We start from the raw sequence: 23,889 nt of genomic DNA on the forward strand, positions 1-23,889 counted from the left end.
ATTTCACACCGTATTTCTTCCATCAATAGTACATCGATACCAATTAGTACTCGTCATTAAAGTTGGACGAGACTGAGTACGTGGAGTATATCAAGCAGCCCCCTCATTTATCGTCATATTTGAATATTCATACGGGAGACCGGTGTTACATACTATCCGTTTAGAATATACAAACGCAAAATCATACAGGTAGAAATCTGCGTTTTTATCACGTCATCTAGCACTGTAGGCCACATTTAGGGGGATTGACGGTGAAGGTCATACGTTACCAATGTTTAGAGCGAAGGCAGCAAACCAGAGAATAGGTGATACATCCAAATTACAGAACATTCAGATTGCTCCTATTCGTTTCTCGAGGATAGGCCTCAAGAGGTTTGTTTCCAGTACGAACTGTGATCCAGTTACTGTGGCGATTCCACTATATAAAGGAGAGATTAGCTCCAATGGTTTCCATCTATGACGAGACTTGTTACGGGCGGTGCAGGCTTCGTAGGTAGCCACCTGTGCGACTCGCTACTTAACAGTGGGAAGCAAGTGATTTGTCTCGATAATATAGGAAGCGGACAGTACCGAAATATCGAGCACCATCTGGACAAAAAAGAGTTCGAATTCATCAACGGAGACGTGAGAGATGATATTGGGAAGTCTCTTTCTACAGAATCCGTAAATCCTGACTCGATCGACCGAATTTATCACCTGGCCTCGCGTGCGTCACCGAAAGACTTCAGATCTCACCCGATCGAAATTGCGACGACGAACAGTCAGGGGACGTACAATATATTCTCGTTTGCGAACGACGTTGATGCTCGTGTTCTGTTCGCCAGTACGAGCGAAATATACGGTGATCCCGAAGTTCACCCCCAGCCGGAGTGGTATGCTGGCAACGTCGATCCACGTGGCCCACGGTCATCTTATCAGGAGGGCAAACGACTTGGTGAATCATTGGCAGTTTCCTTCTACAAAGAACACGGACTTGACGTCCGGACAGCACGCCTTTTCAACACGTATGGACCAAGAATGCGACCGAACGATGGCCGAGTCGTCCCTACCTTCATGTTCCAGGCAGTAGAGGGTCGTAATCTCACAGTTTACGGAGATGGTACACAGACACGGTCTTTGCTCTATATTGCGGATCAGATCCATGGCCTACGTAGGTTGATGGATGCAACCGGATTTGCGGGTGATGTCGTGAACATCGGTAGCACAGCCGAGATCACCATCAACGAACTCGCGAAAATGATAATCCAGCTAACCGGAACGAGGTCCGGAATTACTTACGAGCCGCTGCCAGAAAACGGGCCCCCTCGGCGCAGACCGGATATTTCGAAAGCAGTCAGAAGATTAGGTTGGAAACCCACTATCGACCTCGACTACGGTCTTGACCAGACGTTACTGTACTTCGAAAACCAGATGAGATGATCTCACGGACTTGATTGAAGTCAGATGGTAAGGGGCTCTCCTAGTGGAAGGAAACTGCGGCAGGCTCTTTCATTCGTTTTTGGATCCGTAATTATCGCGCTACTCGTGTGGTATACGGGCTATCGTGAATTCGTTACTGCCTTGAATAGCGCCTCACTTCCACTGATTCTATTGGGAGTCATAATTTACCTCCTTAGTTGGCCCGTTCGGATAATCCAGATGTATGTCTGCCTACTAGTACTCCGTTCCAAACTCGGAGCGAGGGACTTATTCGAGATTAATATCGCGGGATACGCGATCAATGTGATTCTCCCCGCAAAAATCGGCGACGTTGCACGCGCTGTCTACCTTACTCAGGAAGGGGTTCCGATAGATCGCGCCGTTGCCACGATCACGTACATCAGGATCGCAGACCTAGCCGGTGTCACGTGTCTTGCTCTTTTCACCGCGTCGTTTATCGAGACAGCGTTATTCCCTTCGTGGCTTCAGCGAACGTTCATCGGGGTAGTAGCGTTACTTATGATGGTACTCACTTTTGCGATCATCAGCCGTTACGCAGACGGTACAGTCACACTGACCACCACTTGGACGAGAATGATCGGTCTTATCGAATCGCGACTTTTCCATAACATCGTCCACATCGGAGGGCAGATAACCGTTGAATTCGATCGACTTGTTTTCTCTCCCTATTCGCTTTTCACCACAGCTATCACAAGCGTTATAATCTGGATTCTCGAGGCGCTAACTGCCTACGTGATTGCCCTGTCACTTGGTTTCCACACTCCAGTGATCACTATCGTGTTTGCGGTCAGCGTCGCTAATATGACAAACGTTCTCCCGCTGACTCCGGGGAGTCTCGGCGTCTACGAGGCGGCATTCACTGCGTCACTTGGACTCTTCGGCCTTACGACCGGTGCAGTCGTCGCCGTCGCACTTCTCGAACATGCGTTGAAAAATCTGTTTCTCGTTGCCGTTGGGATCCCCATCGCGACGCAACGTGGAACCGGGGTCGTTCTGGAATGGTAGCCAGCCGAACGGTTCATGGTTCGAGTGATGCGAGCATCTATTTCTGTTTAGCGTCTTTCTTCGATGCGATCCAATCGGGTACGTATTTGTTCACTCGCGAGAACTGGAACGAGTGTCTGGAACGCAAGGATCAGGAACAGCACCGTGAGAAGGGGATAGAAGTCGTGTTGTACATCACCTGTTCGTACTACGTCGACGATCGAAACGATACCGGTGTACCCCCCCACGACGAGGAATACGGAACTAAGCGCCATCGCCGTTTGTAGCAGTGGCGATGATTCGTAGGCGAGGATCGTAAGAATCGTACGTATCATACGCCACCCGTCCCGAATAGGGCGAAGTTTGGTTTCGCCCACCCGCGTTCGGTAATCGATAGGAATCTCGGCGATTCTATATCCCTGTTTCGCAGCGTGTAACGTCATCCCCGTCTCGAACTCCAGATTCGCCGTGTACTCCGAATCTAGCATCTCGAAATTTTCGCGTTTCATGGCCCGCATACCGGTCTGGGCGTCAGTGACCGAAACACCGCCAAAAAAGGACACTATAAACGAAAATAGTCGATTTCCGATCATATTGATCGGTGGAATGTTCCTCGTTCCGCGGGAGACCCGTGACCCGAGAACGAGATCAGCACCTGCGCGAATCTTCGCTCTCATATCGGAAATATGATTAGCAGGGTACGTCGCATCGGCATCAGTAAAGACGACGATGTCACCAACAGCGTTCGAAACGCCCGTTCGAAGCGCGTTGGCTTTCCCCCTATTCTGTTCGTGAGCGACGTACCGGACGTTCTCGAGCGACGACGCGAGTGCCTTGCCGATCCTGGGAGTATCATCGGTGCTTCCGTCGTCGACGACGAGTAGTTCGTCCGAATACTCGAGGTATTCCTCGACGACCGATCGCAAAGCTTGCTCCTCGTTGTACGCCGGAATCACGGTAGTGACCGTTGATCCGTTTCGGTGCGTTCGATGGTGATCGTTCGTCTGTCGAGCAGGCGATTCATTACTGGGGTCCCCGTCGGTATCGCCTGTATCGTCGACAGCGAAATCGGTCACGGTGAGCTGCATATCGAATCGTGAACTCTCCACTCGCGTAGCGACTACGTCGACAAAACCAATAATACCGAAACCCCCCGAGTAGATTCGATCAATTCCGGTTGTGAGAGGGGAAAGCGGTTACCGGTCTCAGTGAAAGCTATCGTCGGTTCCGACCGTCGCGCTTCTGAACACCTACGTTTTTCGAAATAAAATACCCCCCGATTTGAACCGTTTCACAGGTTCGTACTCCTCTTCGAAGGCCGGATTGTTCAGGTACTCCGTTCTGACGTCCTCGTTGAACGCGTTTTCCTCGTCGAAATAGCGGTAATAGCCGCTAACATACACGTATTCAACACCGGAGATGCGGTTCCTCATCTCTTCGTACTGGGCGGGAAGCCACACTGACGGGCGATCCGCGTACCATGCGACCACCCACGGTGCATCCGATACGATAACGGCGTCCTCGTCCGTGTGCTCGCGAATGAATTCGAGATCCTCGTTCTCGGCATACTCGGACGCATCATCGTCGGTGACGACGTTTGACGGCTGTTGAGCAGAGAGGCTGCTGAGCACGACGACGTTCGGGGCGAGCAGGACGATAATGAGCACGACAGCAAGCAACGGACGACCGTACTCACGTCCCTGTTCGAACTTCCGGTAGACGAACGCGCTCGCGAAGATGACGACAAAGGGAGCAAACGGCACGAAGAGACGGGTGTGGGGAAGAAAGAACGAGAGTGCAATCAACTGAGACACGATCATGAGAACGATTCCGAGGACGAGATTTCGATGTTTGCTCGGATAGAACTCGAGAAAGCCGCCGATGGCCAATGCCGGAACGAGGAAGTTTCTAAAGAGAGTCGGAATATCGACCGACAGCGCCATGGCGTTAGTTGCCGCTTTTCGCAGCATTATCCCCGGATACGTGAGGAAGAACCCAACCGGATCAACCGGGTCAAACATTCTGTAGAGGGTATCATACGGGTAGATCGCAGTGTACATGAGGAGTTCGTATCTGTAGAGTGAGAACAACGGATCGCCGGTCAGCAAGTAATTTCGTACGAGCCACGGCGAAATCACGATACTGAATCCGGCGGCGAGTTTCGTCATCGCCCGTTTCCAATCGTCGTAGTGGAGGGAGACGAACACGAGAAATCCAGGAAGGAGAAGTAACACGTTGTATCGAGTGAGGTACGCTAAACCGAGGGCAACTCCGACGAGCGCGCCGTTGGACCGTCTATACGCCAAGTAGAGTGCGATCGTGAACAAGAAGGTGAACAGCGGTTCGCTTAGTCCGGATAACGCGTACTCGATGGACAGTGGAGACGTAGCAACAATAATCCCGGCCAACAGCCCGACAGGCTTTTCGAACAGTGCCTTTCCGAAGTGGTACACGACGGGGACGAGTAGTACATAAAAGAAACCCGAGATAGCGTAGACGGCATAGTGATTGACCCCAAAGAGAACGAACGAGGCAGCGACGGCCAACGGAAACAGCGGCGCGCGTTTGAAACTCGGATGGTGGACGAGAGAATCGTCGAACGCGAGGGAGAGCGGGTAGATCTCCTTCGTCGTGAAGCCGTCACCACGGTATATATTTCGAGCGATTTGTGCGTAATCGATGGAATCAACCGTTCGTAATCCGTCCATCTGCAGTACGACCGTTCCAAACAGGATCGCCGCAAAGAGGGTTAGACCGATCGTGTGGAACGTTTCTCTGGACGCGCCCGGAGAGTTCACCATACCTCGTCCTCAGTTACGTTTCCGGCTCGAGAAGCCTATAAGCTGTCCACCGCCGCCTGAACCACGACGTCGCATTCTCTATCCACTCCCGAAGTCTAACCCGTATCAAGCCTCGGAGCAGCTCCACTACCGTGCCGACGGGTGCGACCGTCGTTTCGGGTGAATCGCGCCACGTGATCGGTACCTCCGTGATCCGGCCGCCTCGAGCCCCAACCCGGGTAACGAGGTCGACGTCCCAGGCGAACCCCGGTTCGATGAGGTCCGACCGAACCTCGAGCCACATCTCCCGCGTGATCGCTTTGGCACCGCACTGGTAGTCCGAAAGCGACACCTCGAGTAGCCGCCGGGCGAGCCACACGAATCCCGTCCCGAGCCAGCGTCGCAGTCGGGGTTGCGGCGTCTCGATAACCGCGTTTGGGTGACGCCGTGAGCCGACGGCGAGATCCGCGCGCCCCTCGACAACGGGTTCCAGTACTGCCGCGAGCGATTCGGCCGGCGTGCTGGCGTCGGCGTCGACGAAGGCGAGGACGTCCGTCTCGAGGTGATCGAAGCCACAGGAAACGGCCGCGCCCTTTCCGCGGCGCGTGTCAGCCGCGTGAACGAGCGCTGGCATCGACCGGAGCCGGGAGACCGTCGTCCGGTTGGCTGCTTCCAACTCGACGAGGATCGTCTCCGGGCGTATCCGCTTCTCGAGCGAGCGGACGTAAGACTCGAGCACCGAAACGTTCGGATGATACGCGGGGACAACGACGCCCACAGACGATGCCTCAGTCATGGAGTAGCTCAAATAGGGATTCCCTCCCCATCAGGGCGTAGGTTCAGGGGTGGGAGTCGAACCACAGTTGACGTTCTTGTTCTTCTCCTCAACCGTGTCTGCGGAGTCTGCCGGGACGGACCACGCTTCACCGCTCTGTTCGTTCACGCAAACTACCCTCTCCTCGTCGGTATCCGGCGCAGTCGGCGCAGCTGCGGCAAATCCAGCGAGAAGGCTGATCAAGAGCATACCGACGACGGCAACTTCTAACCAGCGTTCAAATGTCATACGTTGGGCCATTTTGATTCCTCGTCAGACGACACGCTCATAATAACTCGGTGTGCTGTCCTTGCTAGAGAGAGGATTGCAGCGTATATAAACAAATTTCAGTCTATTTGGAGTGATATCTACAATTGACTTACTGCGTTATTCACCGTCGACGAGAGACTCTCGATCGACCTTGTAGATGGTAACGTGGTCATCCTCGTAGGCGGTCGAAATTCCCGGCCGTCGCTCGAATTCGACTACGTCGTAGCGCTCTCGCTCTTCCGGGCCGACGTAGATGTACTCCACGTCGTACTTCTCGAGGAGACGGGCCTGGACGGCCGGCTCCGCGGTATACATGAGTCTCACTTCGACGATGCGGACGACGTACGCTTCGGGATCACGATACCCGATCTGGTGTGCCCACCCGGCCACGGTCGGTACTCCAGTCAGCGACGACGGTGCATTTTCCCACCGATACCGTTCTAGACCGGGTGCGTCCACGATGGTGGGTTGCCCCTCTCGCTGATCGATCCACGTGATTGCGTCGGCCTCCTCCGGATGTTGCGTCTCGACGAACGCGAGCGCGTCGAGCGTGGGGTCGTCGGTCCGCGCGGGCGGTGAGTCCCTCGTGAAGTGCGTCCCGAGCGCCAGACCGCCGTACAGTGAGAGCGTAAGGAGTAATCCGACGACGGCGACCGGCGCTAGTTTCCCCCGAAGAGGGACACCCTCCCACGAGCGGCGATGGACAAGCGAGGGAGGGATGAATCCTGAGAGGATGACGCCGGCGGCGAGACTCCAGAGGATCCACGTCTGAAAGTACGTCTTGAAGACGGTGTTGATCCGGCCGGGGCCGGCACCGTCCTGGAGGTACACGAATTCGACGAGGAGTATCAGGCCCGCACCAGCAACGAAGAGGACTCCCTCGTAGTCGACGTTGTCCGTCTCCCACTGTAAGAGCGCCGCGATCGCGAGGAGCGGACCGACCAGAACGAGTACGCCGACGTTCGCGAACCAACCGACCCCCATCAGGAGGGCGAACAAGACGAGGAGGCGACGGGTTCCCTCTGGGTCAAGAAAGGGTCTAACGCGAGGTAGAAAATAGAGCGCGAAAATAAGCAGAAATGCACCCTGAACGAGAAGAAATTCGCCGATCAGACTTCGTTCGGGAAGGAATCCAATCGGGCGCGAACTCGCCGTCTGAATGACGAACGGCAGGACCGACGCCAAACTGCTCAGCCCGATCGCCGACGTGACGATGGCACCCAGTGCGAACTTGTTTCCTGCACTTATGAGTGGCCGCGTTATCCCGCCATTCGCGTCAGTAGCCTTGGTTGCGGTCCGAATTCGCTGCGGAAGAAGAGTAAACGGGTGCGCCGGAGCGAACAGGAGTGTTACGAACACTAGTCCGCAAGCCGTTGGAAAGCTCCACGTATCGATCAGCATCGTTACTCCGATTACTGGAACGGTACTCCCGAGGAGCAGCCACCGTCGCTGACGGGCGGAAACGGGGGTCTGGTAGTATGCGAGGAGAAGTGCAACAGTGAGAACGAGAAATGGGGTACTCGTAAGATATGCGTGCAAATCACCGTGAACGAAACCATAGAGCGGGAATTCGTTGATCGTATCGCCGATCACGCGCGTCGGGGGGCCTATGTCAAATGGATAGAGCGTCGGGACGATGTTCGGATCCACACCGAAGAAGTCGATAAGTCGGTCGGAAGGCGTGTCCGGAAGTAGCCGCAACAGCAGACCTACGGGTGTGTAGAGATTACTTGCGAAACCGACGAAGAACGCAGCAAAAACACCTGCTGTACGTGGCGGAACCCCACGGGTGTCGGCGATCGCTCGTGCAACACCATATGCACTCGTCACGAGCATTGCATAGAAGCCGGCGAGAGCGAGATTGTACGAGTACCGTCCTGGCGTTCCGGTGAGCCTCGAAAGGAGGGCTGTGATCAGATGCCCACCGTAGTAATACTGAATCGGTTCACCGGCGAACCACATGTCTTCGGGTGGAAGTTGCTCCGACCGTAGCAACGATTGCAAAATTCCGAAGTCGAGAAACGCTTCTCCTCCTTGCGGAGTCACTGCCGGATCGACTGCTCGTATTGCGATTAAAAAGCTGAACGCGACCGTGAACACCAGCAGCGATTCGATATATGACCGCCAATCGAGCATGGGTCTCTGTCCACGCCGAACCGCGACAGCGATTACGAGACCGAGTCCGAGGAGTCCACCACCCAGTGCCATATTGCTGAAAGTGATCTGTCCGATCCAGAATGCGAGTAGTGTGAAGATCACGAGCGAAAGCGGGAGAGCGACGGTCAGTCCTCGGTCGGGAAAGTGCGGAAGCAACCAAGCAGCTAGTGGTGCTCCCAGAAGCGTCAATAATTGAAAAGCCGCCAACCAGAGAATCACTAACCCCCATTCCATCACTCTTGTGTAGGATGATTGTAACAATAGATTCATCGGAAAAAATCCCTCCTTTCCTTCGCTGTGTCTTATAGTAGATCACCAACACCCAATTGTACTGAGTACGGAAGAAACGGTAACAGCTATTCGTGGAACTCGAACGGCCACAGTAATAATAGAAACCCGGTAGATCGAGCGTTGGTGCGCAGCAGCATTCAAACCGGCCGCAAAACCGTAGACGATCTTGGAAGCAGGGCACGCGGTAGGATTCTTCTGGGCTGAATTCGCAGACATCCTCCAGAGGACAGTCCTCACAACGTGGATTCGTCGCCGTACAGACCTCAGCACCGAAATCGATGAGCGCGTGAATGTAATCGCTGCTTCGTCCCGAGGGCAGCAGTTCTTCGGCTAATTCTCAGTTCTCGCTCGCCTCTGGTTTATCACCGCAGTCGAGACCGAAAACGCGTGAGAGAATTCGAGCTACGTTCGTATCGACGGCGGCGACGTCCTTCTTGAACGCATGGGCGAGAACCGAGGTAGCGGTGTATTCTCCGACGCCCTGTAGTTCGAGTAGTTCCGACCGAGTATCGGAACAGTACTATTGTGGTCCTCGACGAGCTGTTCAGACGTCTCTCGGAAGTACCGAGTGCGCTTCCGTAGCCCGAGCGATTCGATATCGTCCGCAAGTTCCTCTTGGGGAGTATCGAGTATCGGTTCCGGTTTCGGATACTTCTGGACGAGATCACCGTAGACATCCAACACTTGGCCTGCTGAGGTTTGCTGGAGCATGAATTCAGCGACGAGCATATTGAACGGTGTAGCATCGTCCGAACGCCAAGGAAGGTCGTGTCGCCCTCGTTCTTCGTACCAGGTGAGTAGATTTTCGACGAAGAAAGCGGACCGGTCTGATGAAGGTATAGACACCTCTGGTCCTACTTTCCCATTTAGAGATTAGGACGCCGATGTCACTCCTCAAAAGGATACCAATCGCAGTCATAAGGCGAATCCTCGCCTTGTCCTCCAACTGAGAGCGTAACAAAGACACCAAAATCGTATTCTAATTCCTCTACATAAGCCGTGAGCTTCTCACGGTCGTACTCGCCTGAACTCCCCGATTTCTTTGTTTCAATCACTAGAAGATTCTCATAGTGTTCTCCCCGTTTGTGAACGATGACATCCGGATAGACCGTCTTAGCATCGAGGTCTTCCGGGTCGACGTCATCAGAGATTTTACTCTTGAGGTACTCCATCGGGATAGCTTTGCTCACGTCGTCCTCGCCGACTCGATTATACTCTACATCAACATCCCATTCCTCGTCTACTTCCTCGCGGAGATAGACGGCCAGTTTATGAGTTATACTCCTCTCGTTGACATCGTACTCCAGTAGGTCGGCATCCTCTTCAGCGACTCTCTCAAGCGCATCGGAGACCACCTGTCGGACCTCTTCTTCGTTCATGTGCTGGTGAATGGGTTATGCGTGAAAATTTTTCTTTTCGCAATTTCGACAGGTATCCCATTGTCCCGTCTTCACTTTCTGCTTTTCACCGTACTCTGAGCACTCACGCCAAACTGAGCGATTTCCGTAGGACATACCCTCACTAACAGAATCCTATGGTAAATCTCTGACTCATAATTCGAGCGTCCACCTTCTGAACTACTTTCACCCCGGTTGGATGACCTTCTTGACAGTCGGTTTCAAAGTATGGACCACACTCAATATGAGCGAGATTATCTGTAAAGCGATCCGGGAGCAGAAAGTTCTCGAATTCACCTACGACGGGCATCATCGAAAGGTCGAACCTTACTGTCACGGCCAAAGCAAGAAGGGCAAAGAGTCACTTCGAGGCTACCAAATCGCAGGAGGGAGCAACTCGCGACGAGTTCCATTCTGGCGTCTCTTTACCGTAGCGAAGATGGGGAACCTAACGCTGACAGACGAGACGTTCAACGGGAACCGGCCCCACTACAACCCGAACGACAAGGACCTATCCCCGATTCACTGCAACATCTAACGATGGACAAGGAACGTGCGAAAGAACTGATGCTCGAAGAACGAGAAGGCGACGAGGGATTCAAAGACTCGATTGTCGTCCTCGAGATGGACCTCATTGAGGACGACGCGGGCATCATCCGAGGTGAGCTGATAATCGAAGGCGAAGTTGATACTACCGGGAGTCTCCTCGTACCGGTCAACGAGCCGAAGCCGGAGAGTTGGCGAGACCTCGACGTCGGAGAGACGAAAGCGTACGGCCTCCGAGTTGATTCTCGGAAGGAGACGCTGCGGGAGAAGATGAGTTCCATCTTCAGTCGCAGTTTAGAGGAAGGACGCGTGCAAGATTTCGTCCCAGGAACGCCACCAAGGACGTAGAGGCCTTCTCTTCCACTCAGGTAAGATATCGACGGATATGCTAGTACTGGTGTTCGAAGCTCAACTCAGCGTGCTCATAGGAGTACGATTTGATACCGGACTCTTCACAGTGAGAGCTAAGCTCTGCCGGAGGGACATATACTTGCTTTTCCGATTCCTCATCGAAATGGTGAAGGAACGCGATAGAGACATTTCGGTCCACCTCGCTGACATCGACGACTACCGCTAAATCTGGGTCGTCGTAGTCGGGCTTGATGACGTAGTCGCCCGGTGTGAATGGGTTCTCCGCAAACTCCAGATTTGTGTGCTTGTAGGTGTAGAGCTTGATATCTTGGTCGTCGCAGTAGGATGCAAGCTTCGCCGGGTGGATTTCGCGCCAGTTCCCGGGACCCTCATCGAGCATATTCGGGAACGCGACATTGACTGCCTCACCGTCCATCTCCTGCCCGTAGGCGGTGGTATTTTTCTCGGGTGGCAAGACCTCTACGACCACCGCGACTGACGCATCATCATCGCCTTTCTTCACAACACGGTCGCCAGGTGAGAAGGGGTTCTCGGGTTTCTGGTTGAGGTGGGCTGTGTTCGGCCCGAGGTCGTGCAGTTCATTCATTGGACGAGAAGCCAAGTGTGCGATCTTCTCAGGTTCCTCACCGGAGTAAGCTTCCTGAGTCTTCACCTTCGACTTGAGCGTTTCAGTCCGTTCCCACCCGAGGAGGATGAGTGCATCTTCGTTATCTCGATGCCATACCATCACGATGACATCATCATCCGGGTCGTTCTCGAGGAGGTTCGCAGGGCGAAAGGCGGAGACGTCACGGGAGGTTTTCACGTCTATCTCATATCCAAACACCTCGAAGTCGTGTCCGGAGAAACTCTCTGGATTGCACCGACGGATGGCCTCCTCATTTTGCCATTCCCACATCTCGACGGGAAGATATTCGCGACAGAACTGTTCAAAGGCGAGTTCACCGAGATTCCCGATGCGCTTGACGTCAAGATTGTCAGCACCTTGGATGACCGCCTGATGATGGGCTCGCTCTCTGTCGATTTCGTCCGGCGTATACAGATACATGATATCCAGATTATCTGATTTTATAATATATCTTTCCATTAGGTTGATGTCAAGGGTGACCAACCGAGGTACAACCGGTGGTCAGAACGCTGGTTCCTTCTGAAGCGTACTCTGTAGTAGAATACTCCCTGACGAAAGAAATCTTCAACGCCATAATCATCACCTCTACGTCTCACCCGAATCTTTCCACTCGTTCTCGAACCTGCTCAATTTCGTTAAACGTGCACTCGTAGGAGGGAATCTATGTACTCGAGGCCCGCCCGACGGCGAGCGCATTCAGATTTAGGCTTTGTCCTCTCCTGCCCGAGTTGTTTGTTTTTTGATTGGTGAAACAAAGGGTCGGTAATAGTTGGGCCTCGGCACTCATAGGGCTCGTCACGACCGGATGCCGAGTCCGGCTCGGAGCGGGTGCGTCGTCATCGGCCACGCGAGGATACGGCAGTCGCTCCAAAGACGGTTTGGATTCCCGGGAGAACGACGCCGCGCGCCGGCTTAGGCCGCTTCGTCCGGTGTCTCGTTCGCGAACGCCGCGTTCCACTCGTCGATCAGGTTCTCGAGTCGCGTCGCGTTCCGGTGGGAGAACGTCCGCGGGGCGCGGTCGGTGGCCGTCCGCGGGGTGGCGGCACTCGAGCGGGGTCGGTGCGTGTGGGGTGTGGTTCGGTCGGGCGTCGGTTCGGTCTCGGTCGGTGGCTGCGGTTGGTGTGTGCTCATGTCGGTCGGGTGGTGGATATCGTCGAAAATCGGTACTCGTCGTCGGCAACGAACTCAGGCTACTACGTGTACGACCGACATCTGTACTCACCCCTATTCGCCCCTCCATTATAAAAGTTCATGATAGATATGGGCTCTGTTGGATGGTGTCTGAAACCAAGTACCGTGGTTATAGATAGCACGATTCCCTGCGGATACGGACCGGAATGAACCCGCGTTCCGCGGGCGGCACCCGTCGTCACCGGTTGCGACTCCGATAGTTTGAGAAGCCGTCGCCGAGTCTCCCCGAGCAATACGATGGCCAGCGACGAACGGGGCGGTGGCGACCGCGGGCCGGATGTCAGCTTCGTGGTGCCGGCACGAAACGAGGCCGACTACCTCCGGGGAGCCGTGGCGAGCCTCGCCGCCCTGGACACGGACTACGAGTACGAGGTGATCGTCGTCGACGGCGGCTCGAGCGACGACACGCCGGCGGTCGCCCGCGAGTACGGCGCGACCGTCGTCGACGAGGGCGGCTCGAGCATCGGCGCGGCGCGGAATCTCGGCGCCAACCGCGCGGCCGGGGAGTGGCTGGCCTTCGTCGATGCGGACACGCGAGTGCGGGCGAACTACCTCACCGAGTTGCTCGGCTTCGCCGAAGCGAACGGGCTCGCGGCCGCGAGTTCGCGCTGTCGGATCACCGGTCCCCGACGAGCCGCGCTGATGGCGGTGACGATCAATCAGGTCTTTTCGCGGCTCGAGCGACCGATCATGCCGGGGTTCAACTGTCTGGTCCACCGCGAGGCGTTCGACGCGGTCGGTGGCTTTCCCGACGTGCCGAACGAGGACACGGCGTTCAGTCGGCGGCTCGCTCGCCGTTACCCGACGGCGTACTGCCCGACCGTGCTGGTCGAGAGTTCGGGCCGGCGGATCGCAGACGACGGGCTGACGGGGACGCTGTGGCACTACCTGCGGCTGGACCTCGAGCGACTTCGGGCGGAGTACTGAAGACCCCCGACTCACGGCCCGTTTCTCGGGCCCGCGGCCGAACCGACGAGACGGTCGACGCCGTCCACGCCGACCCGTTCGAGCGCCCGCGGACTCTCGAGTCCCGTCACGGACCCGTCGCTGACGGAGACGGCGACGATTTCGCCCACGGCAGTAGCTGCCGATATGGCAACCCACAATGGGATCGACGGCCACACCGGCACCGTCATGGCGACCGCTTTTTTCGGTGCGCGTCGCCGGAACGTCCGTGTCGACGGTTCCAGCGACGGCGGAACGACTGCTCGAGAGCGAGCCGCTGATGGCGCATCTGGGGACGAGCGTCGAGGGACGACCGCACGTCGCGCCGGTCTGGTACCGGTACGCAGACGGAGTGGCCGAAATCGTCACGACGGGACGGAAGCTGGCGAACGTCAGGCGGAATCCGCGGGTCGCCCTCTCGATACAGAAAGACGACGCGGGACAGACGGAGTGGATGGTTTCGCTGCTCGGCACAGCGACGGTCGTCGAGGACGAGGCCGAGACAGTCGCGGCCCGCCGTCGGATCAACGAGAAGTACGACGCGGACCCGGACGCTTACGCCGGCAACACGCTGGTCCGGATCGACGTCGGCTCGGCGACCTACCGGACGTACTGATTCCATCTCCCGTCTCGAGACGGTGGAGACGGCGAGCGGCTCAGGCCCGAAACAGAATCCCGGGGAGCTCCCCGGACCCCCGCCCTCGTAGCGGCGCGGCCCAGCCGGCGTTCTTCGCCCCGTCGATCCATCACTGCCGACCCGGCGACGGCTCGCGCAGCCCCGGATGCGTCCGCAGCTCGCGCACGCGTCGCATCTGTGCACGGAGATCGGACCGGCTTCCGGGCACCGACTCCTCGAGGGCGTTCTCGTCGCCGTCACCGTCGCCCTCGAGTTCGTCCAGCGACTTCAGGAACGTCCGGAGGTCCTTGTGGATCGCCAGTCCGGCGTAAGCGCCGTCGCCGATGGCGATCGTCGTCTGGTTCTGGCCGTGGGTGACGTCGCCGACGGCGGAGACGCCCTCGACGCTGGTCTGCCGGTTCTCGTCGACCGCGATCGCGCCGTCGTCGGCCAGTTCGCAGCCCAGTTCCGCGGCGAGGTCGGCGTTGTACGCGGAGCCGTACATCGCGAACCCGCCGAGGTAGTCGCGCTCCGTTCCGTCGGCGAACGAGAGACCGCCGAGCCACGGCGGTTCGTCCGCATCGATGCTCTCGTCGGCGTCCGCCGAGACGACGGCCGTGTCGATCCGATCGACCGGGTGGGCCTCGAGTCGCGCGGCGGTCTCGTCGTCCCACTCCGGCTCGCGGTCGTTCAACAGGAGGTCGACGTCGTCGGTGAAGTTGCACATCGTCATCGCGACGTGGGCCGCGCTCTCCGTGTGGCCCAGCACGAAGACCGACCCGTCGCCCAGCGTGTACGCGTCGCAGTGGAGACAGTAGTGCAGGCCGCGACCCGTAAAGCGCTCGAGTCCCGGCACCTCCGGACTGCGGTCGCGGAAACCGGTCGCGAAGACGATCCTGTCGGCGTCGACCGTGGAATGGACGGCCTCGAGTCGGAATCGGGGCCCGTCCCCGCCCCCGTCCAGTTGGCTGACCGACTCGACCGCGTCGGGGTAGAAGTCGCCGCCGTAGTGCTCGAGTTGCTCGACGGCGTGGGCCGCGAGTTCCTCACCGGAGACGGTCTCGGAGACGCCCAGCAGGTTGTGGACGTGGTCGACCGCCGCGTGGCGGCCACCCTCCTTCTCGAAGACGGCGGTGCGGTGGCCCAGCCGCGTCGTGTACAGGGCGGTCGTCAACCCGGCGGGACCGCCCCCCACGACGGCGACCTCGTACGCGAGTGGCTCCGTCGGTTCGCTCATCGTACGCGTACTCCCGCCCCCAGCGGGTTGAGGCTGGGCCGTGAATATGCGGCCGCAGCGATCGACCGACAGTCGACCGTCGACAGTCGACCTCGAGTTGCCGACCGACGCGAAGGCGAGCCTCGAGTACGCTCGTCCCTCCGAACGTTCAATACGCCGTCGTCTGAACCCCGACTGTGGCACGAGAATACGACAAGCTCGTCCGCGATCGCATCCCGGAGATCATCGAACGGAACGGCGAGGTCCCGGTCGTTCGCACGGCGAGCGACGACGGCGAATACGAGGCCTCCCTCGTCGAAAAGCTCCGGGAGGAGGTCGAGGAGTACGCCGAGAGTCGGGAGCGCGAGGAACTCGCCGATATCCTGGAGGTCGTCCGCGCGATCCGGGAGGTCGAGGGGCTCTCCGATCGAGAACTCCGCGAGCTCCGCAATCGGAAGGCCGAGGAGAGAGGCGGGTTTCGAGAGCGGGTCATCCTCGAGCGCGTCGAGTCGTAGCGCGGGTCGCCGTTCCAGTACCAACTGAAGCGACTCACACACCGATCGCGCAGCCGTCGTGCGATCGGGTGTGCAGTGACCGTCAGTGGCTACTCGAGTCGTCCTTCTCGAGTCGCTCCCGAGCCGCCGCGACAACCAGCGGGAGCGTGATCGTCGCGTCGGCGTAGACGGAGACGTTGTCGGCGTCCTTCTCGAGTTTGCCCCACGAGCGGGCCTCGTCCAGGGTCGCGCCGGAGAGGCCGCCGGTCTGTTTCGGGTCCATGGTCAGCTGGACGGCGTAGTCGTACGCGCCGGGCGTGACGAGCATCGTCTGGAGGGTGAAGTTCTTAGGGACGCCGCCGCCGACGACGAACGCGCCGGCCTCGTCGGCGTCGTAGGCGATGTCGGTCAGCGGCGTCATGTCCGCCAGCGCGTCCAGCGAGAACGCCGAGGTCTGGGAGTACATCCACGCCTGCAGGCCGAGCACGGAGTCCTGAATCGCGGGGCAGTAGATCGGCACGTCGTTCTCGTAGGCCGCGGCGGCGATGCCGGCGTCCTCGTCGACGTCGTCGCGCTCGTTGACCTCGGCGTTGGCGCGGCCGAGTTCCTCGGTGAGCCGCTGAATGGGGACGATGCCCTCCGCTTCCAGGGGCGGGAAGACCTCCTCGCGCAGGTGCGATTCGAAGGTCGCGAAGAACTCCTGTGGGAGGTAGACGTTGTAGATGCGGTCGACGCCCTCGTCGCGCAGCGTCTCGTCGTGTTCGCGCTCGGTCTTCCCCTCGGCGTGGACCGCGCCGTGGTGGTGTTTGCCGCCGATAGCCTCGATGGAATCGTGGGTGAGGTTCGCCCCCGTCGTCACGAGGACGTCGATGTGGCCGTCCCGGATCAGGTCCGCGACGATCCGACGCATTCCCGTCGGCACCATCGCGCCCGCGAGGCCGAAGAAGACGGTCACGTCGTCGTCGAACATCGACTCGGTCACGTCCACGGCCTCGTGGAGGTCCGCCGCGCCGACGCCGGCCGACCCGTACTCGTCGGCGAGTTCGCCGACGGTCATCCCGGCTCGAGCCTCGGCGTGGCCGACCGGGTCGTGCGAGAAGGTCTCCCGTTCGGGGTGGTGGCTGTCCGCCTCGTCGTCGGCGTCGCCGCCGTGATCGTGCTCGTCGCTCATGTCCACGCATCCGCGAGCCAGCGGTTTGAACGCCGCGGTTCGGTTCGATCCGCCGTCTCGAGCTGTCCGCAAGTACGCCTCGGCAGGCACCGTCGAAGCCCCTTCAGCAGGGTCTCCCCTCGCGAACTGGCCGCTCGCGACGGATGCGAATCGAACGAGGGCCGAACGTGTGTCGATCCGTGGTCGAGACCGATCGCTGAGACGACCGGGTTTCTGCCGAAGGGTCACCGGACCGTCTCGGAACCGCTCGGATCGCGGGTCACCCTTACAGCCCCGTCGGTACGTCGAGGAACGTCGTCTCGAGCCCCCACGCTTCGACTAACTCTTGCAGCGCCCGCACGCCGACGGTCTCCGTCGCGTAGTGGCCCGCGAGGAAGACGTGGGTCCCGGCCTCCTGCGCCTCGTGGTAGGCCTTCTGTTTCCCCTCGCCGGTCACCAGCGCGTCGGCGTCGGTCGCGACGGCCTCGTCCAGCCAGTCCGTGCCGCTGCCGGTGACGATCGCCACGTTCTCGATCTCGTCCGGGCCGAAATCGAGCGCCTGAACCGGTTGCTCGTCGGTCTCGAGGTGCTCCTCCAGGCGCTCGCGCAGTTCGTCGGGACCGTAGGGGTCGGCCGCCGTCCCGCGCTGGCCGATGTGCTCGGGGCCGAGTTCGCCGAAGGGGGCTCGGTCCTCGAGTTCGAGCAGGTCGGCGACGCCGGCGGCGTTGCCCAGTTCCTGGTGGCCGTCCAGCGGGAGGTGGGAGACGTACAGCGCGAGGTCGCCCTCGATCAGCGGGGCGATCCGGTCGTAGGTTCGGCCGGTCACGCGGTCGAAGCCGCCCCACGAGAGCCCGTGGTGGACGACCAGCAGATCGGCATCGGCCGCGATCGCCCGCTCGAACGTCTCGCGGACGCCGTCGACCGCGAACGCGACGCGCTCGATCTCGCCCTCGTCCGGGCCGACCTGCAGCCCGTTGGCGCTGGCGTCGAGGTCGGCGTAGTCGGCGGTTCGCAACTCCTCGTCGAGTCGCTCGGTGCACTCCGAGAGATCCATTGTCGTACGCGGGTCTTCGCGTCGAAGGCTCTGGACGTTTACGGTCCGTCGACGGCCGAGAGTACGGGCCGCTGTCAGCGCCTCGAGCGGAGCCTGTTCGGAGCAGCCGCGTCGGTCCCGTTTGGATCGTCGATTCGAAAAGCGACCCTGCGTCGGTCCCCGCTACATCAGGTAGAACAGCGGGAACAGGAACACCCAGACGATGTCGACGAAGTGCCAGTAGAGCCCGAAGTACTCCACCGGCCGGTGGTCCGTGAGATAGGCGTCGACGCTCGCGACCCGGTAGATCATGAACGCGGCGATGAGCAGACCGAGGATGACGTGCAACGCGTGCAGCCCCGTCGTCACGAAGTACATCGAGTACTGGAGTTCGGTGAACCAGTAGATCCCGTGGGCGAACTCCTGGCCCCACTCGTAGCCCTTGACCGCGAGGAACGTGAGCCCGAGTAGTAACGTGGCCCCCATCGACGCTAGCAATCCGCGCTTGTTCTCGCGTTCGGCCATCACCAGCGCGAGGACGACGGTGAAACTCGAGGTCAGCAGGACGTACGTATTGATCAGACCGACGGTCGCAGACGGCGGCACGGTCTCGAAGTTGCCCCAGCCGCCGTGGATTCGCATGAAGATGTACGCCCCGATGACGGCCCCGAAGACGATCACGTCCGATGCGAGGAAGAACCAGACGCCGGTCTTGGTCGTTCCGACGCCCTCGAACGGCCACCGCTCGGCGATCGTCATTTCGGGCGCGTCGAACCGCTCGCGGCCGTATTCGAAGAGCGAGTACCCGAGGATTCCGACGCCGACGAGCGAGAGAACCGGATAGAGGACGTTCGCCGATCCGACGCTGCCCGGGAGCTCCGCCCCTCGAGCGCTGGCGAAGTCGGCGACGTAGGGAGTCAGTCCCGACAGCCCGAGGAACATGACGAACATCCCGAGTCCGATGCCGAACGGCCAGATGCTCGCGTGATCCTCGTGATCCACCTCGAGCGCGTCGACCTGCCCGGCCCGCTCGTGCGTGGCCGCGCCGCCGTCAGTCGCGGTCGCGTCGTCGACGAACTCGAGGCGGCCGCTGGCGTAGCTCGGCCGGTCCGGCCAGTTCTCGAGCGGTGGGGGCGAGGTGGTCGCCCACTCGGCAGTCCGGGAGTAGGACCACGGGTTGTCGGGCGCGTCGGGGCCCGAGACCAGACTCTTCGCGAGCGTGACGAAGACGAGCAGGACCGACGTGGCGAGGACGAACGCCCCGACGGTCGCGGCCCGGTGGTAGATCTGGAAGCTCTCGCCGTAGTGGAAGACGCGCCGGGGCGTCTCCCAGGCGAGGAACATCGGGAAGTACAGCAGGTTGAAGCCGAAGAAATAGACGGCGAAGCTGAGCTTGCCGAGCCGTTCGGAGTACATCTTTCCGGTGATCTTCGGCCACCAGTAGTAGAGGCCGCCGATCAGCGCGGTGACGCCCGAGACCATCACGTAGTGGAAGTGCGCGACGACCCAGTAGGTGCCGCGGAACTCGTAGTCGAGCACGACGGCGCCGAGGAAGACGCCGGTGATCCCGCCGAGGATGAACAACACGAGCGCGCCGAGGACGAAGAGAAACGGCGTCGTAAACCGGACCCGTCCCTTGACCATCGTGTAGATCATCGAGAAGACCATCAGGTCGAAGGGAAGCGAGATCCCGATCGTCGTCGCCATGAACAGCGTCTTGATCGGGAGGTTGATCGTCGTCAGGAACATGTGGTGCATCCAGACGAGGAACGACTGCACGGCCACGAGGACCATCGCGATGATGACCCACTTGCGGCCGACCAGCCGCCGGCCGGTGAACGTCTGGATCACTTCGAACATGATCCCCAGCGCGGGGAAGAAGACGATGTACACCTCCGGATGACCGAAGAACCAGAACAGGTGGCCCCACAGGAGACTCGAGCCCTGTTCGGTCGCGAAGTACTGCGTCAACAGGAGCCGGTCGGTCGACAGCAACAGGAGTGCGGCGAGCAGTGCCGCGAAGGCGTACAGCATCATCCAGACGGTCAACAGGGTCCCCCACGTGAACATCGGCATGTTCCACAGCCCCAGTCCCTCGGCGCGGCAGCAGTGGATCGTCGTCAGGAAGTTCACCGAGCCGAGGGTGACCGACATAACGAACAGGATCAACGCGAGGATCGTCGTATTCCCGCCCATCGTCAGCGTGTAGCCGGGGTTGTAGATCGGGACGTTCAGCGGTGCGTACAGATACCAGCCGTTGGCCCACGAGGCCCCCTGGAAGAACGAGAGCAGAACCAGAATCCCGGAGAACAGATAGAACCAGTAGCTCAGCGCGTTCAAGCGCGGAAACGCCAGGTCCTTCGCACCGATCTGTAACGGAACGACGTAGTTCGCGAAGGCGAAGCCGAGCGGCGAGATAAACCAGAACACCATCAGCAGGCCGTGAATCGAGACCGACTGGTTGTACTCGGCGTTCTCCAGAAAGCCGGTGCCGCCGGCCTCCCACAGGTGCGTACGGAACAGCAGCGCGAGAATGCCGCCGGCGACGAGGAAGAACAACGCCGTCACCAGGTACAGGATGCCGACGTCCTTGTGGTTGGTCGTCACCAGCCACCGTTTGATCGTCGTCCGCGGTGGAAAATCACTCATCAGCACACACCTCCCGCGTAGCCGGGCGTCTCGAGTCGAGGACGTCGCGGGCCGGGACACGGCCGGAGCGAGTCGCGAACGGCCGACAACGGCGACCGCACGGAGATGCGACGAGATGCATGGACAACACATCCTCAGTACGATTCGCCGTATCAAGGTGTCCGGCGCGTCTGCAAGCACTACTTGTACGGTCCGACCGCGAATCCGTCCCGAACCGGCGGCCCGAAGGCGCGACCGGCAGGCGGCGAGAGCGGCCGAGTCGACGGTGCCGCAGCCGTCCGAGCGGTGATCGAGCGATTGCCGCGAGCTGTCGCCACGAGACCAACACGCGACCGCCGTGGATCGTCGGTGCTATCGGTCGGAGACGACCCGGCCCAACCCCGGGTAGTCGGCGATGACGCCATCGACGCCGGCCGCCGCGAGCGCGTCGAACTGGACCCAGTTCGTCACGGTCCAGACGGTGACCGCGCGCCCCTCGTCGTGGGCCCGCTCGAGTACGTCGATCGCGGACCCGTCGTCCGAAACGCCGGCGGCCGCCGCGGCCGATTCCGGGCCGCGGATCGCGGACCGCGGCGGGTGGATCGCCTCGCAGTCGTAGCGCCGCGCGATCTCGAGGCCGGCCGCCGGATCGTCCCGGACCAGCGGCGCGGCGGCGTACGCGGTCGTCACGTCGCGAAGCGCCGCGATGGCACCCTCGCAGAACGACGAGAAGAGCAGTTTCCCGCCGAAGGCGTCGCAGTCGGCGACGACGCGCTCGACGAACGGCCGCCACGCGTCCCGTCGGCGGTCGCGTTCGGCCGGCTCGAGCGCCTCGCCGACGCGCAGGGACCCCGTTCCGGGGCGCTTCAGTTCGACGGTGACGCCGACCCGCTCGGGAACGGCGTCGAGGACGTCCGCGAGCGTCGGAATCGTCGCGTCGGTGCCGAGTACCCGCGTCTCCCGCAGCGCCTCGAGCGACGTGTCCCGGACGAGCCCGGTGGCGTCGGTGAGCGGGCGACCGTCGCGGACCCCCTCGAGGCGCTCGTCGTGGACGACCACCGGCGTCCCGCAGGCGGCCGGCTGGACGTCGATCTCGATCATCGCGGTCTCGTCGTACGCGGCCGCCCGTTCGACCGCGGCGACGGTGTTCTCGGGGGCGATGCCGGCGTAGCCGCGGTGGGCGATGACGGCGGGGCGGCGCATACCGGATCGACGGCCGGGCGGGTAAAGGAAGCTGCGGGGCGACGTGGCGCTTCCCGGCCGGTCTTTCATCCGTTCGCTCCGCGAACCTCCACTATGACCGACCTCACGCTCGCGGACGTCGAGCGCGCCCTCGACCGCGCGGCCGACCTCGAGACCGAGGAGGCCGTCGCCGTGTTGCGGACCGCCCGCCAGGACGTTCGGAACCTGGCGAACGATCCCGACGTCGACGAGGAGCGGCGACGGGAACTCGAGACCCGGCTCGAGCAGCGGATCCGCGAGGTGAAAGCGCGCGACGCCTACGACAGCGGGTTGGGATCGGCGATGAATCCGACGGAGGACGACGCGCCGTAGCGGGGGTCCGGACGTCGACGCGCCTCCGCCGTCCGCGTCCGAGAACCCGGCGAGAACGGCCGATCTCCGGCCCTTTTATTCGGGTGCCGTCCGGAGGGGTGCGTATGCGAATTGCACTACTGGGCGGCACCGGCGATATCGGCGAAGGACTCGCACTGCGGTTTGCCCGCGATACGGACCACGAGATCCTCATCGGCTCGAGGGACCCGGAGAAGGCCCGCGACGCGGTCGCGGCGTACGAAGACGAGCTGGCGGACCGCACCGACGAGGTCGACATCAAGGGCTTCGCGAACGAGATGGCGGCCGACCGGGCGGACGTCGTGATCCTGAGCGTCCCGCCGTACTACGTCGGCGACACCGTCGAAGCGGTCGCCGACAGTCTGGATTCGGAGACCGTCCTCGTGACGCCCGCCGTCGGCATGCAGGGCGACGAGGACGGACTGCACTACCACCCGCCGAGCGCGGGCAGCGTCACCGAACTCGTCGCACAGCGGGCCCCCGACGAGGTTCCCGTCGTCGGTGCCTTCCACAATCTCGCCGCCGACGCCCTGTCGACCCTCGACAACGAACTCGACCTCGACACGCTCGTCGTCGCCGACGACGACGACGCGGGAGCCACCGTCCTGACGATCGCCAACGAGATCGACGGCCTGCGCGCGCTCGAGGCCGGCCCCCTGGCCAACGCGGCCGAAGTCGAGAGCGTGACGCCGCTGGTCATCAACATCGCGAAGTACAACGAGGAGATGCACGACGTCGGCGTGAAGTGGATCTAGGCGACCCGAGCGCGATCCGTTCCGTCTTCCATCTTCGGTCTTCCGTCGTTCGTCTCTTCTCGGCGTTTCCGTTCACCGACGCCGGCACGCTACGCCGGTACGTTGTACGCTGTTCCTCGCGCACCCGTACTCGAAAGCGGACGCCGGCGCGACAGCGGACGCTCCGCGGACGGGTGAAAAACCGAAAGAAATCGCTGGTGGTCGTCCCTACGCGCCGGCCGACTCGAGCGCGTCCTCGATGTCGTCACGCTGGGTGACGCCGACGAAGCGTTCGACGATGCCGTCGTCGTTCTCGATAACGAGCGTCGGGAGCGACCGAACCTGATACTCGTTGGCGACGTCCTGTTGTTCGTCGACGTTCACTTTCTCGACCTCGAATCGGCCCTCCCAGTCGTCCTCGAGCTCCTCGAGGATCGGGTCCTGGGTCTTGCAGGGGCCACACCAGTCAGCGTAGAAATCCTTGAGTGTGACAGTCATACGGTTCAGCGCTAGTTGCCACGCGCCGCGCATAAGGGTTTCCCACTGGGGTTCGCTTGCCGCAAGCGGGGACACGACCGGCGGGAGCGGCGTCCGTCGGGCCGCAATTCCCGGTGGGTTCTTTCGGGTTCCG

23 protein-coding genes and 3 pseudogenes are annotated in these 23,889 nt (G+C 60.4%); 9 read left to right on the top strand and 17 right to left on the bottom strand.

What is annotated here, in order from left to right; genetic code table 11:
- The first annotated feature begins 456 nt into the window (after window positions 1–456).
- On the top strand, window positions 457–1,419 hold the full coding sequence (locus tag BMX07_RS16480; RefSeq protein WP_090619682.1) for a GDP-mannose 4,6-dehydratase: 963 nt from the start codon (window positions 457–459) through the stop codon (window positions 1,417–1,419).
- Between the two features lie 24 nt (window positions 1,420–1,443).
- A complete protein-coding gene (locus BMX07_RS16485; RefSeq protein ID WP_090619684.1) occupies window positions 1,444–2,445 on the top strand; it encodes a lysylphosphatidylglycerol synthase transmembrane domain-containing protein in 1,002 nt (333 codons plus the stop codon).
- A 47-nt stretch (window positions 2,446–2,492) separates the two neighbouring features.
- Here BMX07_RS16485 and BMX07_RS16490 read toward each other — a convergent pair whose 3' ends face one another.
- The 8 genes and pseudogenes from BMX07_RS16490 to BMX07_RS16515 form a co-directional block, all read right to left on the bottom strand.
- Window positions 2,493–3,512: a glycosyltransferase family 2 protein gene (locus tag BMX07_RS16490; RefSeq protein ID WP_090619687.1), complete on the bottom strand. Its 1,020-nt coding sequence runs from the start codon at window positions 3,510–3,512 to the stop codon at window positions 2,493–2,495.
- A gap of 162 nt (window positions 3,513–3,674) precedes the next feature.
- Window positions 3,675–5,225 carry a glycosyltransferase family 39 protein gene (locus BMX07_RS16495; RefSeq protein WP_090619689.1) on the bottom strand — a complete coding sequence of 517 codons (1,551 nt, stop codon included), beginning with the start codon at window positions 5,223–5,225 and terminating at the stop codon, window positions 3,675–3,677.
- Window positions 5,226–5,238: 13 nt separating this feature from the next.
- A complete protein-coding gene (locus BMX07_RS16500) occupies window positions 5,239–6,000 on the bottom strand; it encodes a glycosyltransferase (protein ID WP_090619692.1) in 762 nt (253 codons plus the stop codon).
- A 405-nt stretch (window positions 6,001–6,405) separates the two neighbouring features.
- Window positions 6,406–8,679, bottom strand: coding sequence for a DUF2298 domain-containing protein (locus BMX07_RS16505; RefSeq protein ID WP_217643698.1), 2,274 nt, complete (start codon window positions 8,677–8,679; stop codon window positions 6,406–6,408).
- Between the two features lie 286 nt (window positions 8,680–8,965).
- A pseudogene (locus BMX07_RS25675) lies at window positions 8,966–9,058 on the bottom strand (hypothetical protein); the annotation flags it as partial.
- Window positions 9,059–9,073: 15 nt separating this feature from the next.
- Window positions 9,074–9,217 (bottom strand): annotated as a pseudogene (locus BMX07_RS25680) (hypothetical protein); the annotation flags it as partial.
- A gap of 80 nt (window positions 9,218–9,297) precedes the next feature.
- Window positions 9,298–9,465, bottom strand: a pseudogene (locus BMX07_RS25685) (hypothetical protein); the annotation flags it as partial.
- Between the two features lie 158 nt (window positions 9,466–9,623).
- Window positions 9,624–10,115, bottom strand: coding sequence for a hypothetical protein (locus BMX07_RS16515; RefSeq protein WP_139210929.1), 492 nt, complete (start codon window positions 10,113–10,115; stop codon window positions 9,624–9,626).
- A gap of 262 nt (window positions 10,116–10,377) precedes the next feature.
- Here BMX07_RS16515 and BMX07_RS16520 point away from each other — a divergent pair, with 262 nt between their 5' ends.
- A complete protein-coding gene (locus tag BMX07_RS16520) occupies window positions 10,378–10,671 on the top strand; it encodes a WYL domain-containing protein (RefSeq protein WP_245742139.1) in 294 nt (97 codons plus the stop codon).
- A gap of 2 nt (window positions 10,672–10,673) precedes the next feature.
- A complete protein-coding gene (locus BMX07_RS16525; RefSeq protein ID WP_090619704.1) occupies window positions 10,674–11,027 on the top strand; it encodes a hypothetical protein in 354 nt (117 codons plus the stop codon).
- 40 nt (window positions 11,028–11,067) lie between these two features.
- Here BMX07_RS16525 and BMX07_RS16530 read toward each other — a convergent pair whose 3' ends face one another.
- Both BMX07_RS16530 and BMX07_RS16535 read right to left on the bottom strand, forming a co-directional pair.
- Window positions 11,068–12,099 carry a DUF7961 domain-containing protein gene (locus tag BMX07_RS16530; RefSeq protein ID WP_090619991.1) on the bottom strand — a complete coding sequence of 344 codons (1,032 nt, stop codon included), beginning with the start codon at window positions 12,097–12,099 and terminating at the stop codon, window positions 11,068–11,070.
- Between the two features lie 492 nt (window positions 12,100–12,591).
- Complete coding sequence (locus tag BMX07_RS16535; RefSeq protein ID WP_090619706.1) at window positions 12,592–12,810, bottom strand: hypothetical protein; 219 nt, start codon at window positions 12,808–12,810, stop codon at window positions 12,592–12,594.
- A gap of 297 nt (window positions 12,811–13,107) precedes the next feature.
- Here BMX07_RS16535 and BMX07_RS16540 point away from each other — a divergent pair, with 297 nt between their 5' ends.
- A complete protein-coding gene (locus BMX07_RS16540) occupies window positions 13,108–13,797 on the top strand; it encodes a glycosyltransferase (RefSeq protein ID WP_090619709.1) in 690 nt (229 codons plus the stop codon).
- Window positions 13,798–13,808: 11 nt separating this feature from the next.
- On the opposite strand, the gene BMX07_RS24580 is transcribed toward BMX07_RS16540, so the two are convergent.
- Complete coding sequence (locus BMX07_RS24580) at window positions 13,809–13,946, bottom strand: hypothetical protein (protein ID WP_175480178.1); 138 nt, start codon at window positions 13,944–13,946, stop codon at window positions 13,809–13,811.
- A gap of 98 nt (window positions 13,947–14,044) precedes the next feature.
- Here BMX07_RS24580 and BMX07_RS16545 point away from each other — a divergent pair, with 98 nt between their 5' ends.
- On the top strand, window positions 14,045–14,431 hold the full coding sequence (locus BMX07_RS16545; protein ID WP_281246975.1) for a pyridoxamine 5'-phosphate oxidase family protein: 387 nt from the start codon (window positions 14,045–14,047) through the stop codon (window positions 14,429–14,431).
- A 130-nt stretch (window positions 14,432–14,561) separates the two neighbouring features.
- Here BMX07_RS16545 and BMX07_RS16550 read toward each other — a convergent pair whose 3' ends face one another.
- Entirely contained in the window at window positions 14,562–15,668 is a 1,107-nt protein-coding gene (locus tag BMX07_RS16550; RefSeq protein WP_090619715.1) for an NAD(P)/FAD-dependent oxidoreductase, read from the bottom strand.
- A 176-nt stretch (window positions 15,669–15,844) separates the two neighbouring features.
- On the opposite strand from BMX07_RS16550, the gene BMX07_RS16555 reads away from it, so the two are divergent.
- The gene (locus BMX07_RS16555; RefSeq protein WP_090619717.1) at window positions 15,845–16,162 is read left to right on the top strand and encodes a nucleoside triphosphate pyrophosphohydrolase; all 318 of its coding nucleotides are present in this window, start codon (window positions 15,845–15,847) and stop codon (window positions 16,160–16,162) included.
- An 82-nt stretch (window positions 16,163–16,244) separates the two neighbouring features.
- Here BMX07_RS16555 and BMX07_RS16560 read toward each other — a convergent pair whose 3' ends face one another.
- From BMX07_RS16560 to BMX07_RS16575, 4 genes are all read right to left on the bottom strand, one after another.
- The gene (locus BMX07_RS16560) at window positions 16,245–17,312 is read right to left on the bottom strand and encodes a deoxyhypusine synthase (RefSeq protein ID WP_090619994.1); all 1,068 of its coding nucleotides are present in this window, start codon (window positions 17,310–17,312) and stop codon (window positions 16,245–16,247) included.
- Window positions 17,313–17,577: 265 nt separating this feature from the next.
- Window positions 17,578–18,345, bottom strand: a complete 768-nt coding sequence (locus tag BMX07_RS16565; protein WP_090619720.1) for a Nif3-like dinuclear metal center hexameric protein — start codon at window positions 18,343–18,345, stop codon at window positions 17,578–17,580.
- Window positions 18,346–18,507: 162 nt separating this feature from the next.
- On the bottom strand, window positions 18,508–20,973 hold the full coding sequence (locus BMX07_RS16570; protein WP_090619722.1) for a cbb3-type cytochrome c oxidase subunit I: 2,466 nt from the start codon (window positions 20,971–20,973) through the stop codon (window positions 18,508–18,510).
- A gap of 351 nt (window positions 20,974–21,324) precedes the next feature.
- A complete protein-coding gene (locus tag BMX07_RS16575; RefSeq protein WP_090619725.1) occupies window positions 21,325–22,155 on the bottom strand; it encodes a glycerophosphodiester phosphodiesterase in 831 nt (276 codons plus the stop codon).
- 93 nt (window positions 22,156–22,248) lie between these two features.
- Here BMX07_RS16575 and BMX07_RS16580 point away from each other — a divergent pair, with 93 nt between their 5' ends.
- Together BMX07_RS16580 and npdG are read left to right on the top strand one after the other, a co-directional pair.
- Window positions 22,249–22,506 carry a hypothetical protein gene (locus tag BMX07_RS16580; protein WP_090619727.1) on the top strand — a complete coding sequence of 86 codons (258 nt, stop codon included), beginning with the start codon at window positions 22,249–22,251 and terminating at the stop codon, window positions 22,504–22,506.
- Window positions 22,507–22,610: 104 nt separating this feature from the next.
- Window positions 22,611–23,279 carry an NADPH-dependent F420 reductase gene (gene npdG / locus BMX07_RS16585; RefSeq protein WP_090619729.1) on the top strand — a complete coding sequence of 223 codons (669 nt, stop codon included), beginning with the start codon at window positions 22,611–22,613 and terminating at the stop codon, window positions 23,277–23,279.
- Between the two features lie 207 nt (window positions 23,280–23,486).
- Here npdG and BMX07_RS16590 read toward each other — a convergent pair whose 3' ends face one another.
- Window positions 23,487–23,789 (bottom strand): thioredoxin family protein, encoded by a 303-nt coding sequence (locus BMX07_RS16590; protein ID WP_090619732.1) that lies wholly within the window; start codon window positions 23,787–23,789, stop codon window positions 23,487–23,489.
- Window positions 23,790–23,889 lie beyond the last annotated feature (100 nt).

Source organism: Natrinema salaciae (genome assembly GCF_900110865.1).
Taxonomy (GTDB): Archaea; Halobacteriota; Halobacteria; order Halobacteriales; family Natrialbaceae; genus Natrinema; species Natrinema salaciae.